Origin of the sequence: Pseudoalteromonas issachenkonii (genome assembly GCF_002310795.1) — a bacterium.
GTDB classification, from domain to species: Bacteria; Pseudomonadota; Gammaproteobacteria; order Enterobacterales; family Alteromonadaceae; genus Pseudoalteromonas; species Pseudoalteromonas tetraodonis.
In genome coordinates this window covers 1,383,814-1,401,262 of record NZ_CP011030.1, presented here as the reverse complement: position 1 = coordinate 1,401,262, position 17,449 = coordinate 1,383,814, and the positions used below count along the sequence as shown (strand labels likewise).

The window sequence follows — 17,449 nt, the reverse complement described above, 5'->3', positions numbered from 1 at the left end:
ACGCTAAAGCGCTATAATGAGTAATCATCAGCGCTATAAACAATAAAAGGTGAGCTAGGCTCACCTTAAACGCTAACTAATTAGCCTCTTGATTCGATTGGCGTGTAGCTACGCGCATCTGGCCCGGTGTAATCAGCACTTGGGCGAATAATACGGTTATTTGCACGTTGCTCTTTTACATGCGCTGTCCAACCGGTTACACGGCTCATTACGAAGATAGGCGTAAATAACTTAGTAGGAATACTCATAAAGTGGTACGCCGATGCATGGAAAAAATCAGCATTACAGAATAACTTCTTCTCACGCCACATGACTTCTTCACAACGAACAGATACCGGGTAAAGCACCTCATCACCCACTTCTGCCGCCAACTTTTCAGACCACTTTTTAATAATAACGTTACGTGGATCTGACTCGCGGTAAATTGCGTGGCCAAAGCCCATAATTTTATCTTTACGCTCCAGCATCCCCATTAGCGCGTCTTCAGCTTGATCGGCGCTGCTAAAGCCTTCAATCATATCCATGGCGGCTTCGTTGGCACCACCATGAAGTGGACCACGTAAGGTACCAATTGCGCCAGTTACACATGAGTGAATATCAGAAAGCGTTGATGCACACACGCGACCGGTAAAGGTAGAGGCATTAAATTCATGCTCTGCGTACAAAATTAGTGATACATTCATTACTTGTGCAAATAATTCACTTGGCGCTTTATCGTGTAATAGCGTTAAAAAGTGTGCACCTACTGAATCGTCATCAGTTTGTGTTTCGATGCGAACACCGTCATGAGTAAAACGATACCAGTAACAAATAATACTTGGGAAAATTGCCACCATGCGATCAATCGCATCGTTTGCTTCGCTAAAGTCGTTTTCCATTTCAAGGTTACCTAGCATAGAACACCCTGTGCGCATTACATCCATTGGATGTGCGTCTTTAGGAATGTTCTCAAGCACTGTTTTTAGTGCCTCTGGTAAACCGCGCAAGCTTTTAAGTTTAGCTTTGTACTCTGCCAGTTCGCTTGATGTTGGTAGCTCGCCGCGAGAAAGTAAAAACGACACTTCTTCAAACTGCGCTTTTTCAGCCAGTTCACTAATATCGTAACCACAGTAAGTTAAACCTGAGCCTGTTTGCCCTACTGTACATAATGCTGTTTGTCCTGCTACTTGGCCACGTAAGCCTGCGCCACCTAATGCTTTATCTACCATGATGTGTCTCCTGTTGAAATTTTTTATTATTTGTCAGATTTTGCTGAAAAAAGGTTATCGAGTGTGTTTTCGTACGAGTGATAATCTAAAAAGTCGTAAAGCTCTGCACGCGTTTGCATGTTTTCAATTTGGCTTTGTTGAGAACCTTCATTCAAAATTGCTGAATACACGTTAAGTGCGGCTTTATTCATTGCTCTAAACGCACTAAGTGGGTAAAGCACCATTTCTACGCCCACATCGCTTAGTTGCTCTTTGGTGTAAATTGGGGTTTGGCCAAACTCAGTAATATTGGCCAAAATAGGCACATTAATCGCCTTAGTAAATGCTTGATAATCAGCAAGATCATGAACCGCTTCTGCAAAAATCGCATCGGCACCGGCTTCAACACAAGCTGCTGCACGGTCTATCGCCGCATTTAAGCCTTCTTTTTGAAACGCATCGGTACGCGCCATAATGTAAAAATCGCTATCGGTTTTAGCATCAACCGCCGCTTTAATTCGGTCTACCATTTCAGCTTGGGTAACTATTTCTTTATTAGGGCGATGGCCACAACGCTTTTGCGCCACTTGATCTTCAATATGAAAACCGGCTGCACCTGCTTTAGTCATTTCTTTAACAGTACGGGCAATATTAAACGCCCCGCCCCAACCTGTATCGGCATCCACTAACAAAGGTAAATCGCTAGCACCGGTAATACGGCGAATATCTTCAAGCACGTTATCAAGGCTGGTCATCCCTAAATCTGGCATACCAAATGAGGCATTAGCCACACCCGCACCCGATAAATAAATAGCCTGATGGCCCATTTTTTCAGCCATCATCGCGGTGTACGCGTTAATAGTACCTACCACTTGTAGCGGGTGGTTATTTGCAATTGCCTGTTTAAATTTTAATCCTGCTGACATTACCTTCTCCTAACTTTGAACGGGGCTGCTCTTTGGCAACTTAGTATTTTTTAATATTGTGACATATGTATTAGGGTCTATTGACCTTTCAAAATTTAATTTGCAAAGGTCAACAGACCCTAGTTAACCACTTCATTTTGAGTGGCTTGTACTGATTGATATCTATCAAATTTTGTTTGGATATTTGCCTGTGATGCACTGATATGGCGCTTCATTAGCATTTCGGCCAGCTCACCATCATGATTTTCTATCGCGTTAATAATGGCTAAGTGTTCGTCAAACGCTTTAGATACCCGCGGCCCTACCATACCCATTTGTACACGGTACATTCTTATTAATTGGTACAGGTCGTGGCATAACAAATGAATTAAGTGCGCGTTTTTACTGCCTTTGATTATTCTGTAATGAAAATCTAAGTCGCCTGCTTCTTGATAGTACGACTCACCTTCTTTAACACGCTGAGTTTGCAAATGCTGATTAAGTAATTGTTTCAAGCCTTGCACTTCATCTGGTTCCATATTGTCGGCAGCTAACCTACATGCAAGTCCCTCAAGAGCACTGCGAACTTGGTATACTTCAATTAATCGCTCTGCGGTAAGTGCCACAACGCGGCAACCTATATTGGCTTTACGCTCAACTAAATAACAACTTTCTAAACGGTTAAGCGCTTCTCTGAGCGTTGCACGGCTTACACCGTAACGCTTTGCTAGTTCCGGCTCTGATATTTTACTGCCTTGTGCAATGCTGCCCTCTACAATTTCGCGGCGCATATCTACAAACACTTTATCGGAAGCGGTTGTGATAGATGTTTCATTTAACAAGTGCTGTGTCATAAAGTATTTTTATATTGTCGACAATTTATGCTCTAACTATGTGCTTATTATTTATATCTGTCAACCCTAGAACCACTTAAATCGAGTGAAAAACCACCACATTGTCGACATTATTAGCCGAAAGTATAATAAAAAATGTATTTAAGCTGTTTTACTAAACAAGATGTCGACACCTTTTAAGGGTTACTATTTCGTTTTTAACACTGAAAAAAATCGTTAAAAATGCTATTATTCTGCTTTATTTTGACTGTATGAGCCAAATCGTGGACGCAAACACTTACATCCCTGAGCCATTTATTAACGACGTAAAAACCTATTTACCCGAGCACCTAAACTTAGATGACTTTTTAAGTGCGTGTCGTCGTCCACTGCGTAAATCTGTTCGCGTTAATACATTAAAAATGAGTGTTGAAGAGTTTAAGCAACAAGCGGCTCAAAAAAACTGGCAACTTACCGCTATTCCTTGGTGCGATGAAGGTTTTTGGTTAGAGCGCCCAAACGATGAAGAGCAAAATTTAGCGCTGGGTAATACCGACTTACACTTAAGCGGGGCTATGTACGTGCAAGAGGCAAGCTCAATGTTGCCGCCAATGGCACTAAAGCAAAGCCTTAAAACCAGTAACACAGTGCTCGATATGGCCTCGGCACCGGGCTCTAAAACCTCACAACTTGCCGCGATAATGGACAATCAAGGCGTTTTAGTTGCAAATGAGCTGTCGTCATCACGTTTAAAAGTACTCAGTGCCACGCTAAAGCGTATGGGTGTAGGTAACTGCGCGCTATCGCATTTTGATGGTGTGGTATTTGGCAATTACATGTTTGAATGCTTCGACAGCATTTTACTTGATGCGCCCTGCTCTGGCGAAGGCACGGTACGTAAAGATAGCGACGCATTAAAAAATTGGTCTATCGAGTCAAATATTACCATTGCCCAAGTACAAAAAGATCTGATTAAAAGTGCATTTTACGCACTTAAACCTGGCGGCACATTGGTGTATTCAACCTGTACATTAACCCCACTCGAAAACCAACAAGTGTGTGATGCATTGCTAGAAGAATTTGGCGAATACATTACGCCAGAGCCTTTAAATGACCTTTTCCCTGGCGCTGAAAAAGCCACTACAGACGAGGGTTACTTACATGTTTGGCCGCAAACGTTCGACAGCGAAGGTTTTTTTATTGCCAAATTTAAAAAGCACAGCAGCTGCGAAAACCAAAACATTAAAGTGAAAAAAGGGGCATTCCCGTTTAACCAATTTGACAGTAAACAGCAAGATGAGTTTATGAGCTCTCTCAAAAAGCAATTTGGTTTAACAAGCCTGCCAGGTACGTTAAAACAACGCGACAAAGAGCTTTGGCTGTTTCCTGATGAGTTTGAAGCGATACAAAACAAAATTAAATATGCGCGATTAGGCATACAAGTAGGCGTTATTCATAAAAATGGCGTACGCCTAACGCACGAATTTGCCACCGTATTTGGTAAGCAGTGTAAAAGTAATGTACTGGTATTAACCAATGAACAGGCTAACGATTACTTTAATGGTAAAGATATACGCCTAGAAGAGGTAACCAAATCCAGCGGCGAGGTGATCCTAACTTTATGTGGTTGCCCTATTGGCTTAGGGAAATGGCAAAAAAATAAAGTTAAAAACTCTTTACCACGAGATTTAGTACAAAATACGCAGTTAATAAACTGGGCGTAAATTCTAATAAAGGTGTGTATAACAAATGTAACTCACTGTAATTACTGCAGTATAAAAAATGAACAAAAATGTGTATTTTTAGCACTTTTGACTATACTTAAATAACTTTCTTCTTCTCCCTAAGAATCTGAAAGTGTCTTTAGTTAGCGCAGGGCTCAAATACGAGCCCCTCTATAACCCAGAGTTCTTATAGCTCTGGGTCTTTTTTTGTCTAGGCGAAAGTTAACGAGCTGCGAGAGTCGGGTTACGAGCTTAATCCCTCACCCAGCCCTATTATTACATTAAGAACTTAGTGATTTATTTTCCACAGAGGAGAGGAGAACACAGAGAAAGTAATTAAAGACAAAGATTAAAGAACTGTTGTTAGTTATTAGATTTCCGCAATTGAAGCTTTTTCTCTGTGCAGCGCGAAGCGCCTCGGTACTCTCTGTGGTTCAAAAATAAAGGTTTTAGGAGATAGCTAACTGGTTGCGGGGATCGGACAACCGGACCTGGGCATTACAATAAGAACTTAGTGATTTATTTACCACAGAGGATAGGAGCACACAGAGAAAGTGATTAAAGAAAAAGATTAAAGAACTGTTGTTAGTTATTAGATTTCCGAAATTGAAGCTTTTTCTCTGTGCAGCGCGAAGCGCCTCGGTGCTCTCTGTGGTTCAAAAAAGGTTAAAGTTCAGAGTAGACGAGCTGCGAGGTTCAAGGCCCGTTACCCGAAACCCGTTACTCGAAGCTCGTGGCTCGTGTTTTAACCACAGTATTTATTAAACATCCAGCTGCCTCTGATAGCCTCATAATGAGAACCAAATTGCAGCGATAAACACACTATTGGCAAACGGTTCATTTGCTCAGCCATACTAAACACATCATAAAATTTATAACCATATTTAGAAGCTAATTTAAGCTCATTCACATAAAGGGCTTTGTAGGTAGGTGGTAGTTCACTCCAGTGCATTAACGCAATTTGAATAATGCCTAAATGAATATCTAACTTATATGGGCCTACTTTTTTGGCTTGCTGAATATAATTGTATACCCGCTCTGTTGGCCCCTCTTGATAACTTACAACCTGCGCTAAGCTCATCCAAGTTTGTGCCCAAGTTTGTCTAAGCTCAACCGACTTTAATAGCGCCTGCTCAGCTTGTTGATATGTTTGCTTTACTTTATCTGATTGCTCACTTGATGTGGTATCTATACCACTGAGGCTTAGTAATTTTATATGGGCTAAAAAATGCCAATAATGAGGATGCTCGGGATCCATATTCGTAGCTAACGTAATCGCATTTTCTGCAGCTTGAAGCGATGAACCAGATAAAGTACCATCCGACTCTTGCACAATATTAAGCGCATGAAAGTACCATGCATTAGCGCGCATACTTTGCATGCTGCTATATGCAATTACAAGCACTATTAGAGCTAAAATAACAGCAGGCACTACCTTGACCATGTTTAATTTAGTCATTAAATAAGCTCTCGGTTAGTTGCAGCGGGTTAGTTACAAAAAGCGCTGTAGCCTGCTCTTCACCTATTAATTGCGCTACTGTATTTCTTGCTTGGCTTAAAATAGGCGGTCGACGTTTTACTGAATGGGCATCAGAGGCAACATAGTTCACTAAACCATCTTTTAGCATTTGTAACGCTATAGTGTGGGCGCTTTCGCCCCACTCACCTTCAATGCTCGATGCTGTTAATTGAAAGTCGCAGCCTAACTGCTTTAAGTGCTGAATATAATAAAGGTTTGACTGAATATCGCGATTACGCTCAGGGTGCGGAATAATAACGCGTGTGTTTTGTTTTGCGAGCCACTGTATAAACTTATCGTAACCTTGTGGCATGTGTGAATGCGGTAACTCTAATAACAACACATTTTTGTCTGCTATTTTACCAATAAAAGGCAGCTTATTAGCCATCACCATTGCCATAAGTTCTACGTCTAAGCGCACCTCAGCAGCGGCCGCTAATTTAACATTAATACCCTCTTTATGAGCCTCTAGCTTTAAACTCTCTAAATCGTTTTTGATTTGAGCAGTCGCATTGTTAAAGCGACCCATATGTATATGTGGCGTTGCAACTATATGAGTAATACCGTCGTTTTCAGCCAATTTTAAAAGCGCTAAAGATTCAGTTAAATCTTTAGCGCCATCATCAATACCCGGCAAAATATGCGTATGAATATCAATCATAAATTACTTAATTACACTTGAGGCTTTTCTGGTTGTTGTGAGTAATCGTAATAATCATAGTAACCATGACTATGCTCATCTTTAGATTTACTCATATCTACCTGGTTAAGTACCACACCAGCAACATGGGCTTTTACTTCAAATAAACGCTCAAGACCGGCTGTAATTGGTTTAATACGAGTTATGTCGGATTTAACAACATACACTACCGAGTCAACACTTTGTGCAATTACTAATGCATCACTTACTGCCTGTGTAGGCGGTGTATCAACAATAATGTGATCGTACTGCGTTTTTAACTCGCCAAGTAACTCAGCAAAACGTGGGTTTGATAAAAGCTCAAGCGGATTAGACGGTATTTGCCCGCTTGGCATAATAGTTACACCCGATTGCGTATCAATATGAACACACTCAGCTAGTTGCTCAGTACCTATCATTAAATTACTTAAACCTGGGTGAAATACAGGTATATCAAAACGTTTAGCTAATGTTGGTTTACGTAAATCGGCATCAATCAGTAATACCTTGCCCATTTGTGCCAACGACATCGCTAGATTAGCAGAGGTGGTAGTTTTACCTTCCCCTGGGGAGGTAGAGGTAACCGCAATAACCTGATGCGCTCTATCTAAATGGGTGAGCAATAAACTAGTACGGAAGGTACGTACCGACTCAGCAAAGCGGCGATAGGTATCTTCTAAATAAGCATGTATCGGGAAAAAGCTCTTTTTAGGCACTACAACATGCGGTAATAACCCTAACATGCGCTGGGCGAGTTTATTTTCGACATCATTTTTGTTTTTAACAGTGTCGTTTAAGGCATCAAAAACAAAAGTCATTACCACTGCAAACCCAAAACTAGCTACAAAGGCTAAAATAACAATTAACTTTTTGTTAGGTTTGCTTGGATCTTTAGGTGCGTAAGCACGATCAGTAAAGCGCGCTGCTGCAGAACTAAAGTCACTGGTTACTTCGGTTTCTTTAGAGCGAGATAAAAAGGTATTGAAAATATTACGGTTTGTTTCTACCTCACGCTTTAACTGATTATATTGGGTTTCTTTGCGGGTAATATCTTGATATTCAGAACGTATTTTAGCTAAATCACGCTCAAGCGCATTTACTGTACGCGTTGTTCTATTAAGCTCTTTTTCAATACCGGTAATTAAGCCTTTAATTTGCTTATTAAGGTTAGTTTTAACTGTAGTAAGCTCAGATATAGCTGAAATCATTTTAGGATGTTTAGGGCCATAAACCTCTGCAAGTTCACTTACCTTTCGTTCAACCAATACAACTTCGCGTTTAACATCTTGTATTACACGGTGTGAGGTAATTTCAGGCATGCTACCCAATAGCTCTATGTTATCGTTACCATATTCGTTAATAACACGGTTAATGCTTTCTAGGTTATTTTTAGTCGCACGCGCATCAACTAGCTGTTTTGAGGTTTGCTCAAGCTCTTGGGTAACCAAACCTGCAATACCTTCTATATCAACCAGTTTTTGTTCTTCTCGGTAAGCTTGTAAACGCACTTCAGAGCTATCTAGTTGTATACGCAATTCAGATAAACGCGTATTTAACCAGCTAGATGCCTGCTGGGTAATACCCATTTTAGCGCGCATTTGGCTTTCTATGTAAACTTCACCAACGGTATTAGCCACTAAAGCTGCAAGCTTAGGGTCGCTCGACTCAAAACTTACTTGCACTAATTGTGTATTACGAATTGGAGACACCGTTAAACGAGACTTAAACGCAGCAAGCAAACCTAACATTTCTCGCTCTGCTTGCTCTTCTTCGCTAAGAGCTGAGCTTTCTTTTTTATTTAAAAAAGGTAACAGCTGCTTAACAATGCCTTTTAACTCACCTGTAAGTGAAGGTTTAGCAATAAAGTCGGTATGCTCTTTTAAGTTGAGTTTAGTAATAACCTCACGAGCAATACTGTTTGACTTAATCACTTCAAATTGAGTTAAGTAATATTCTTTTTTAGTAGAATCTAAGCCATATATTTCGTCAAAACTCACCGCTTTGGTTTGCTCCGACTCAATCAATAAAGTGGCTGTGGCTACATACTTAGGCACTAACGTTAACGCAACCATTATAGTGAGCAAGGTCACTACAATTGCAAAACCTAAAATTTTCCATTTACTTTGCTTAATAACATTAAGGTAAGCACCTAAATCAATAACTTCCTCGTTGTTGTTAGGTTTTTCAGAGTGTGTATTCATTTTTTTAATTACTACCTTAAACTGCTTAAAACAAGCGCTGTTCTATTTTTATGGTGTCACCCGCTGCAATTTGGCTGTTTAAACTACCTTTTTGTTGCTGCTGTTTGGTTTGTTCTTTAAAAATAAATATTTTATCAACCGAGGCGCGTTCAGTTAACCCACCGGCTAAAGCTATTGCTTGGTTTACCGTCATAGCAGGTTGGTAAGGATATGCACCTGGCTCTTTAACTTCACCATGTATATAAAAAGGTCGGTATTCTATAACTTGCGCATACACATTAGGGTTTACTAAGTAATCAGGCTGCAGCCCTTCGCTTATTGTTTGCTCAACTTGCGAAACACTTAAACCCACAAGTTTAACCTTACCTAAAAATGGGTAGTTTATCTCACCACTATTACCAAGCAATGAGGTTACATCTAAATCAGGCTGGCCAAATACTTTAATTTCTATTTTGTCACCCGCACCTAAAATGTAGTTTTGCGAATCGTTCGCAAAACTACAAAAGCTCAGTAACAATATAAAGCCACTTAAAATTTTAACCTTCATTCATTTCCCTTTAATGCAAATGTAAAGTTAAGGCCAACAATTACGCGGTCAAATTCAATATCCGCTTGGGTTGAATTACGGTCAATAAAATCAACATAGCCGGTTACCATGCCAAAGTTACTGGCTAAATAATTTAAGCCTAGGCGAGCATTTTTAACTTTGTCTTTACGGTTAAAATTACCAGAATATTGTTGATCAACATAATTAGCACTTACAACCGAGCTTAAAAAGTCGCTCCAATCGTGTTGCCATGTTGCACCATAAACACTTTCTCGAATGTAATCGCCTGAAAGAAGTGGATCTTTAGCCGCACGGCTAGTAACTAGTTGCAAAGTTGAATAAGTTAACGGCTTCCAAACCACAGCACCTTCCCAGCTTAAGCCGCTAAAGTTATCGCGCAGGTTTGACTCAAAATCTTTATTTTGATAACCCACTTTAAATGACCCAGTGGTAACGGCTGTGGCTTCCCACTCCATACCTAATAATACTTTAACGTCGTCTGAGTCACGTGAAATACCGTTTGAGTCAATTACATCGTAACGGTAGTTTTCTTGCTTAACCTCTAAAAAGGCACGCGTACCAGCTTGGGTGTTGTAATAACCAATAATACCCAACATAGGTTTATCGTAATCGCGGTACTGCGATATGGCCGTAAAATTTTGGTAATTTTTGTTATAATAACCCGCTGTTAAAGCAACCTGGGCTTTAGAGCTTTGTGCGCCGTATTCGTAGCGAGCAGTTAGGTTTTGTTGCTGATAATTTACAAGCTCATCTAGTGCGCTGCCCTGGCCTTCAGTTAATCCGCCACCACGTGGCTCGTACAACCAGTCGGCATCACCAGTAACATCTAAACGGTGTTGACTAGTAAACTCTTTGTGCACACCAGCGCCCACATTTACTTGGGTAAAGTTATCGGTGGTGTCTTTATTATGAAACGACGTGCTAGATGCAATGTCAAATTTATAACTGTCTGGGCCGTCTTCAATTAATGCATTTAAACTCGGCGCTATATTCCATATTAAACGTGACTGAGTGGCAGACGGCGTCATAAAAAAGTTGTCGTTGCTGCTCACACCTAACTGTAGCGTAGGTGTAATCTCGGCGCCGTCTTTAGTCATTACACTGCCTGGCTTTAATTCTACTGCCAATGCAGGTGCACTTAAGCCCAACGCGACAAGTAAAGTGGTAATTGTATTAGTACGCATTTTCACTTTTAAATCCCTTAAAAATTGTCATAAAAATTATTTTTACATCAAACCATAAAGACCAATGTTTAATGTAATGTAGGTCGTATTCAACTCGCTTGGCCATTTTATCTAAAGTATCGGTTTCGCCGCGCCAGCCGTTAATTTGTGCCCAACCGGTAATACCCGGTTTGGTTTTATGCCTAAACATGTAAAATTCTACTTTTTTTCGGTACTCTTCGTTATGCGCAACCGCATGTGGCCTTGGGCCAACAATCGACATATCGCCTTTTAAAACATTTATAAACTGCGGCAGTTCGTCAAGGCTAGTGCGGCGCAAAAAGCCACCTAACGGAGTTATTCGGGCATCGTTTTTAGTTGCCTGAGTCACCACATCGCTGTTTTCGGTTACCGTCATCGAACGGAACTTCCACACTTTTATTTTGCGGCCATCTAAGCCATAGCGATCTTGCTTAAATATAATAGGCCCCTTAGATGTCAGCTTTATGGCGGCAGCAATAGTCAATAATAGTGGGGTTATTAAGGTAACAATAATAGCTGATACTACTATATCTTCTGTACGCTTTATAAATTCGTGAGCACCAATACATGGGGCTTCAAACACACTTAGTGTATCTACATCACCCACGTGCTCAATGCGAGCATGTATTAAATTTGAAAGTAAAAAATCTGGCACTATGTGCACATCGACGGTGGTATCACCTAGCTGTAATAAAATATCAGCTATGCGTTTTTGTGCTTTCATGGGGAGCGCAATGTAAAGTATATCTATTTCGCCATTGCGTGCTGCGTCTACCGCACTTTGTATACCGCCCTCAACACCTTGCTGTTCAAGTTGTTCAAATAAACGTTCTGGGTTTCTGTCGTCGTAAAAGCCTTTAAAGTTAAACCCAAGCTCGTCGTGTTTTACAATTTCAGCATGTAAATAAGCAGCAGACTCTGTAGCACCAATAATGGCCACATTGCGTTGTGATAGTCCTAATTTGCGACGGTTGCGCTTATACCAATAAGCCCCTAAGCGCCAAATATATAAATACGCCACACTAAGCATAAACCAAATCGCGATTCCCACGCGAGAAAGCGACTCGGTAAACTTAAATAAAAAAGAAACAACCAGTAAAAACGCAAAGGCAATTAAAACACTACCCCATGCACAAATTACCATTGTTCTAAATTTGCCAGCACGCCAAGAACGGTAAGTAGAAAACAGCTCAGCACTGTAAAAGTAGCTAAGTGCAACAGTTAATGCAGAAGCGGCATAAATAGGAGTGAGTTTAAAACTGTAAAGTAAGGCTGCGCATTGAAAAGCTAAGAATAATGCAAATATGTCGAATAATCGGTAAAAATTGGCATCAGAGGAACCTGAAGGTTTAAATGTCCTTGGAGATGTCATTTTGCTTAATTCCTTATAGCTAATTCAGTGTGAGTAGCACCTCAAAAAATCCACGAGGATAATATAGTATTAGCCAATTTTGTTCAATTACTGATTCCGACAAAAGTACTAAAATTCATGTTTAAACCTTTTAGCTAACTCTTACTTTACTTATTAAGTATTAAAGTAAATACTCGCATTTTACTTAGGTTTAATTAAATAAGCCCTTAAACCAACTCCAAACACCAAACGAATATCCTTCAAAAATATCAATTCCCAATGCAGATTTAATCAAATATAAAACCAGCAATGTAAATAAAATAATAAACGTAACTACCAAACTTAAAATTATTGCTTGAGTAAACCTTGCTATTTTTTGCTCTTTTATGCTTAATTCACGCCTGTTTCGCCCCGCTAAAACAACATAGTAGTAACGGTATTTAAAAAACTTAACTACGCCTCTGCAATCAACAGTATGGTTACCCCACTGCCTTGCACCTATGGCTATTTTTAAATGCGCTAACTGTTCATCGGTAAAGGTAGATTGAATGTTTTTAGGCATTCGCTCTAGTAAACTTCTAATAGCTGGGTCTTGCTTTAAGTTCGACAAAAAAACCTCAAATGCAACATGATTATTAATTGCCAATTATTTTAAACAACTATTTAATAATAAAAAGCCAATTAAAACTTAATTGGCTTTTTATTTGCTAAAGTACTTTTATTTAAGCGTACTAGAGCGATAGGTGTTGTTATTTAACCAACTTGGTAGTTCAACCGTTGGTACAGTACCATCTTGGTTAATATTTGTTTGGTGGTAAGAGTGCTGGTTCCAAATGCGTGTTGCATTTTTCCAAGGTTTGCTGTTATCTGCAGCTCCATAAACAGTTACACCATTGTTAATACTGTAACGACTATCAGTATTATTTGATACAACTACTAGCTCTGCATTATCATCACCCTCAAGGTCAACAACAATTGGATACTCCCAAAGTGATGCTGTTGAGTTTGCAACAGTCGATAATACCTCACCATTAACGCCATTTAGTACTCTTACTTTGTAATGATCTTGTACAATCACTTCATCAATGCCATCACCGTTGAAGTCATAAGCACTCACACCTATCTTACCGCTCCATTCATCATCATTGGCAACAGACCATATTAGCTGTCCGTCTTTATTATACATATCTACGGCAGTATAACCTGCATATACAATACCCATATCATTTATACCAAGGAAGTTTGATAAAGCTTGCGCACCACCTCCAGGATTTGTCATATTACTAATTTGCCACTTAACATTACCATTACTTTCAAGTGCTACTAAGCTACTTTTCTCTGGTGCGCCAGAGTTTGATGGTATAGATAAAACAACCTCAGGCTGGCCATCATTATCAATATCAGCTACTGAAGAAAACCAATTTAATTCATCAGTAATATAAGACCACAGAACTACTCCATATTCATCTAGCAACTCTCCTTTAGCAAAAACTTCTTGTATACCATCACTGTTATGGTCAAATACAATTGGAGATGGCGACCAACCATAAGTAAACTTTGCGCCAGTGTTATAATTATAGACTGTATCTCCCAAAACAAGCTCTGAAACACCGTCATTATTCAAATCAGCAACGACAATATTACCAATTGTATCCCAGTTAGTACTAGCTTTTGCTATTTGCTTTTTCACAACACCATTATTATCAACAACAGTTATTACATCATCAAATCTACTAGAAACAATAACTTCAACCACTCCATCGCCGTCAAAATCGGCGGCAGCAGGTGTATACCTTGCATCCGCACTTATTGGCCCGTTAGCATAGCTCCAAAGTTCGCTGCCATCTACTCCGCTTAATGCTCTTAAAACACCGTTAGATAAATCTCTAGCCTTATACGAAACAACAACCACATCAGCAATATCATTATTATTTATAACTCCATCGCCGTTGTCGTCATTTAGTTGTGCAACAACCGGAGTCGACATAACTTGGCTATATTCAGGCATAAAGTCGCTTGAGTTCCAACTCCACTTTTCCGACATCTCAAATGGCGCTATTGGTTGCACTTTAGATGGTAATTCACCATCGAACTCGCCACCTAATAACGCCATAGAACCGTAAAAACTTTGGCCAATAATTGGCATTTTTGCAGTGCCGTATACACCTCTAACATCAGCATATGGTGCTAATACAACGCCTTCCCAGCGATTGCCTTTGATATCGAGTTTTTGTGCATTAGTAAAGTTGAATACGGTTTTACTTGCATGGTGGCGTAAACGTGCAAAGCTCTTGCCTTTTACAACTACGTTGTCATCACCTGTAATATTAAAAATTATAGTGGCATCCGCAGGAATCCCCCATACTTTAAAAGTATGCGCTTTAGCAAAGTCACGAGCATCTAAATTAAATACTTGTCTATCTGAACTGCCATCACCTTGTAAATAAAGGCCACCCCATTTACGATAAACTGTGCCCGTTTCATCTAGTTCACTTAATTGTGAACTTAAATCTTTGTAATATTGCTCTTGCTCATCAAAGTTAAATGGCATTGCCGATTCATCTTGGTTAGAAAGGATTTTAGAGCCCCACTCCATACCCCAGCGTACACTCCAGTGAATATCAGTACCGCCACCGGCTACCATGCTACCTACATATTGGCGACCATATTTAAATTTTATGCTTGATTCACTAATTAAGTAATATTCTTCTGGGCTATAAGGGCGAGTGTAACCTACGCTATAACCTTTAAGATCAATTTCACCAGCTGCAATAGCGCCATCTGCACGACCAAAGTTCGATTTAAAATCATTAAAAACAAATGCTGAAAAATTATTAGCAACGCCTAAATCTGCGGCTAGTGTTGTAGAACTGGCTAACGTAAGTGCTATCACTGCACTCAATTTTTTAAATTTTAATAGTGAGTTAGTCATTTTATCCCTCGAAAATGAAAAGTGCATGATGGCACCAAATTTAAGTCATTTGTTTAATGAAAGTTAATTCATCAAGCTATTGGTGAACATTATATACACAAATAAAATCAAAAGGAATAAAAAACACTACGAAAGTACTAATTTACAGTACCTAAAAAAGAGTGAAAACTTTATATCAATGACTTACAGTTGATTTCAATAAAAAAAATTTAAAAAAAACAAAAAAAACACCGTAAAGGACTACCGAATGTTAATTTTTAGTTAAAACCTACATTTAAAAGAAAAGATCAACGATTTCACGTTAATCTTATCTTTTTTTTCGTTAATCTCTGAAGAGGTATAGTAGAATTGTGTGAGGGGATAAGTGCCTTTAAATAGGTTTCTTAATATGAACCGTTAAACTTATTTTTTATTAAAAGATACGCAAACTTTGAATTAGTAACTAAGTAGCGCTTCCACATTCTGCCTGGTTCTTGAATTACCCTATATAGCCATTCTAAACCGGCTTTTTGCATCCACTGTGGTGCTCGCTTTACTTTTCCTGCTACAACATCGAACGTACCGCCAACACCCATTACAAAGTCAACACCAAGCTTGTCTTGCCATTTATTAATAAAGTTTTCTTTTTTAGGCGAGGTAATCGCAACAAATAATAACTTAGCGCCCGATTCACGTATTTTAGTGACCACGGCCTCTTCATCATCCCCCTCTTTATTTCCAAAGAAATAACCATCATGATAACCAGCAATATTTAAATTTGGGTTTTGTGCTTTAACTACTTCCACTGTTTTGCTAACCACCTCTTCGGTGGCACCGAGCAAAAACACAGGGAAGTCTCGCTTGGCACTCATTGCTAACAATTCATGAAATAAGTCAACCCCAGCTACACGCTCTGGCACATCGTGCCCTAAAAAACGCGCACCAAACACAACGCCCATACCATCAATATTAATTACCTCACAGGCTTTAACCGACTCAGCTAAAACAGGATCTTTTTGCATATTAACTATTTTGGCAACATTAACCACAACATGCTGTAAAAATTGTTTTTTTTCAATTCTGTTTTCAATAAAAGACACCGTCTCTTGCATGGTGGCAATATCCATTGGTGCTTTTAAAAATTCAATACGTTTCATTGTTGAGTCCGTTTTTTAAAGTTGTTCAATAACTGCACTTTTAGCGCTGTTCATTTTTTGTCGATTAAAATAAGCAAACGAATAATATACCCATGCTTGTGTCCAACGCACATAGTCAACCTTATTGGTAAAGTACTTATTTTTTTGATAAATAAAACGCTGCTTTTTAGGCATATATAGGGTTTGAATAGCGCGGTTTATTACTTTTTCGGCCATCGTAAAGTCATCTGGCGTTTTACCTACTTTTAATAATGTAAAAACAGCTTGCGATACACTGTGCATATCGAGTGGGTAGCGATTATTATTGTAATATCTTGCGGTACCATCTTGCTCAAATAAATGCGTTTTATAATAAGTAAGTCCTTTAGCAATTGCAGATTCAAACTCATCAGTTTGTAATTCATCACTCAATAAGCGAAGTGCTTCTAGGTTATAACCGGTATGAAAGCCATCAATAAACTGATGATGATGGCGAGCACCATATACCCATGAGCCATCAACTCCCTGTTCGCTTACCGACTGCCTTGCTGCATTTAAAGCAAGCTGTTTGTAGTGTTGGTTGTTAGTAAGTACAGCTACTTTAGCAACCCATGCAGCGCCCCAAAGGCTAGCATTATGCACAAATGCAGTTTCGCCTGGTATGTAACCAAAAAACTGTCTACCATCACATTCTTTGTATAATGTTTTTACAATAAAATGCGCACTATCAATTGCAGGTTCTGAGTATTTTTTGTCTTTGGTGATTTCACTTAACGCATATAAAGCCTGAGCAACATAAATAGTAGTAATTACGTTTGGCTTACCTTTAGGTACAAAAAACGCACGGGCATTCCAGTCAAAGTGGTAACCCCAACAGCTATGCTGCCAAATAGATTTATCACTTTGCTGAGTCAATAACCAATCAGCCAGCTTTATCGCTTCATTTAAATAAGTTTGCTCATTGGTTGCTTTATAGTCTTCCAATAAACCTAAAATAAATAAACCAATACCCTTAGGGTTGCGCTTTTTAGGCACACCACATAATGGCCGTAAGTTAATTGCTAAACGTTTATGCAGCTGAATCCAAGCAAGCCCTACAATGCCTTGTTTAAATTGAGGAATTAATTCAAATAGTTTACTATTGAGCCCATCAAATGGATCTTGCCCAGCATAATTCCCTCTTTTTGCCTTATTAAGTAATAGTTTTTTGCAGTAGTTGCTATCTAACAT

The 17,449-nt window shown here is 39.3% G+C and carries 14 protein-coding genes; 1 reads left to right on the top strand and 13 read right to left on the bottom strand.

All coding sequences use genetic code 11. From position 1 onward, the window contains the following. Window positions 1-80: 80 nt before the first annotated feature. The 3 genes from prpC to PISS_RS06465 all read right to left on the bottom strand — a co-directional run bounded on the left by prpC (window position 81) and on the right by PISS_RS06465 (window position 2,946). The gene (prpC, locus tag PISS_RS06475) at window positions 81-1,208 is read right to left on the bottom strand and encodes a bifunctional 2-methylcitrate synthase/citrate synthase (protein ID WP_058154488.1); all 1,128 of its coding nucleotides are present in this window, start codon (window positions 1,206-1,208) and stop codon (window positions 81-83) included. Between the two features lie 26 nt (window positions 1,209-1,234). Beyond that, window positions 1,235-2,113, bottom strand: coding sequence for a methylisocitrate lyase (prpB, locus tag PISS_RS06470; RefSeq protein WP_013464731.1), 879 nt, complete (start codon window positions 2,111-2,113; stop codon window positions 1,235-1,237). 119 nt (window positions 2,114-2,232) lie between these two features. Next, window positions 2,233-2,946 carry a GntR family transcriptional regulator gene (locus PISS_RS06465; RefSeq protein WP_058154487.1) on the bottom strand — a complete coding sequence of 238 codons (714 nt, stop codon included), beginning with the start codon at window positions 2,944-2,946 and terminating at the stop codon, window positions 2,233-2,235. Window positions 2,947-3,209: 263 nt separating this feature from the next. Here PISS_RS06465 and rsmF point away from each other — a divergent pair, with 263 nt between their 5' ends. Further along, window positions 3,210-4,649, top strand: a complete 1,440-nt coding sequence (gene rsmF / locus PISS_RS06460; protein WP_058154486.1) for a 16S rRNA (cytosine(1407)-C(5))-methyltransferase RsmF — start codon at window positions 3,210-3,212, stop codon at window positions 4,647-4,649. Window positions 4,650-5,394: 745 nt separating this feature from the next. On the opposite strand, the gene PISS_RS06455 is transcribed toward rsmF, so the two are convergent. The 10 genes from PISS_RS06455 to PISS_RS06410 form a co-directional block, all read right to left on the bottom strand. Then, window positions 5,395-6,108, bottom strand: a complete 714-nt coding sequence (locus PISS_RS06455; protein WP_058154485.1) for a VpsP family polysaccharide biosynthesis protein — start codon at window positions 6,106-6,108, stop codon at window positions 5,395-5,397. After that, window positions 6,101-6,829, bottom strand: a complete 729-nt coding sequence (locus PISS_RS06450) for a tyrosine-protein phosphatase (RefSeq protein WP_058154484.1) — start codon at window positions 6,827-6,829, stop codon at window positions 6,101-6,103. The genes PISS_RS06455 and PISS_RS06450 overlap by 8 nt, the downstream gene beginning before the upstream one ends. 11 nt (window positions 6,830-6,840) lie before the next feature. After that, entirely contained in the window at window positions 6,841-9,048 is a 2,208-nt protein-coding gene (locus PISS_RS06445; protein ID WP_058154483.1) for a GumC family protein, read from the bottom strand. A 25-nt stretch (window positions 9,049-9,073) separates the two neighbouring features. Further along, complete coding sequence (locus PISS_RS06440) at window positions 9,074-9,595, bottom strand: polysaccharide biosynthesis/export family protein (protein WP_058154482.1); 522 nt, start codon at window positions 9,593-9,595, stop codon at window positions 9,074-9,076. Continuing rightward, window positions 9,592-10,806, bottom strand: coding sequence for an outer membrane beta-barrel protein (locus PISS_RS06435; RefSeq protein ID WP_058154481.1), 1,215 nt, complete (start codon window positions 10,804-10,806; stop codon window positions 9,592-9,594). The genes PISS_RS06440 and PISS_RS06435 overlap by 4 nt, the downstream gene beginning before the upstream one ends. Further along, window positions 10,790-12,193, bottom strand: coding sequence for an undecaprenyl-phosphate glucose phosphotransferase (locus PISS_RS06430; RefSeq protein ID WP_058154480.1), 1,404 nt, complete (start codon window positions 12,191-12,193; stop codon window positions 10,790-10,792). Before PISS_RS06430 ends, PISS_RS06435 begins: the two co-directional genes overlap by 17 nt. A 190-nt stretch (window positions 12,194-12,383) precedes the next feature. Further along, on the bottom strand, window positions 12,384-12,782 hold the full coding sequence (locus PISS_RS06425) for a hypothetical protein (RefSeq protein WP_058155477.1): 399 nt from the start codon (window positions 12,780-12,782) through the stop codon (window positions 12,384-12,386). Window positions 12,783-12,890: 108 nt separating this feature from the next. Next, entirely contained in the window at window positions 12,891-15,104 is a 2,214-nt protein-coding gene (locus tag PISS_RS06420; RefSeq protein ID WP_058154479.1) for a choice-of-anchor A family protein, read from the bottom strand. 383 nt (window positions 15,105-15,487) lie between these two features. Continuing rightward, window positions 15,488-16,240, bottom strand: a complete 753-nt coding sequence (locus tag PISS_RS06415; RefSeq protein ID WP_058154478.1) for a WecB/TagA/CpsF family glycosyltransferase — start codon at window positions 16,238-16,240, stop codon at window positions 15,488-15,490. Between the two features lie 15 nt (window positions 16,241-16,255). Continuing rightward, a complete protein-coding gene (locus PISS_RS06410; RefSeq protein WP_058154477.1) occupies window positions 16,256-17,449 on the bottom strand; it encodes a glycoside hydrolase family protein in 1,194 nt (397 codons plus the stop codon).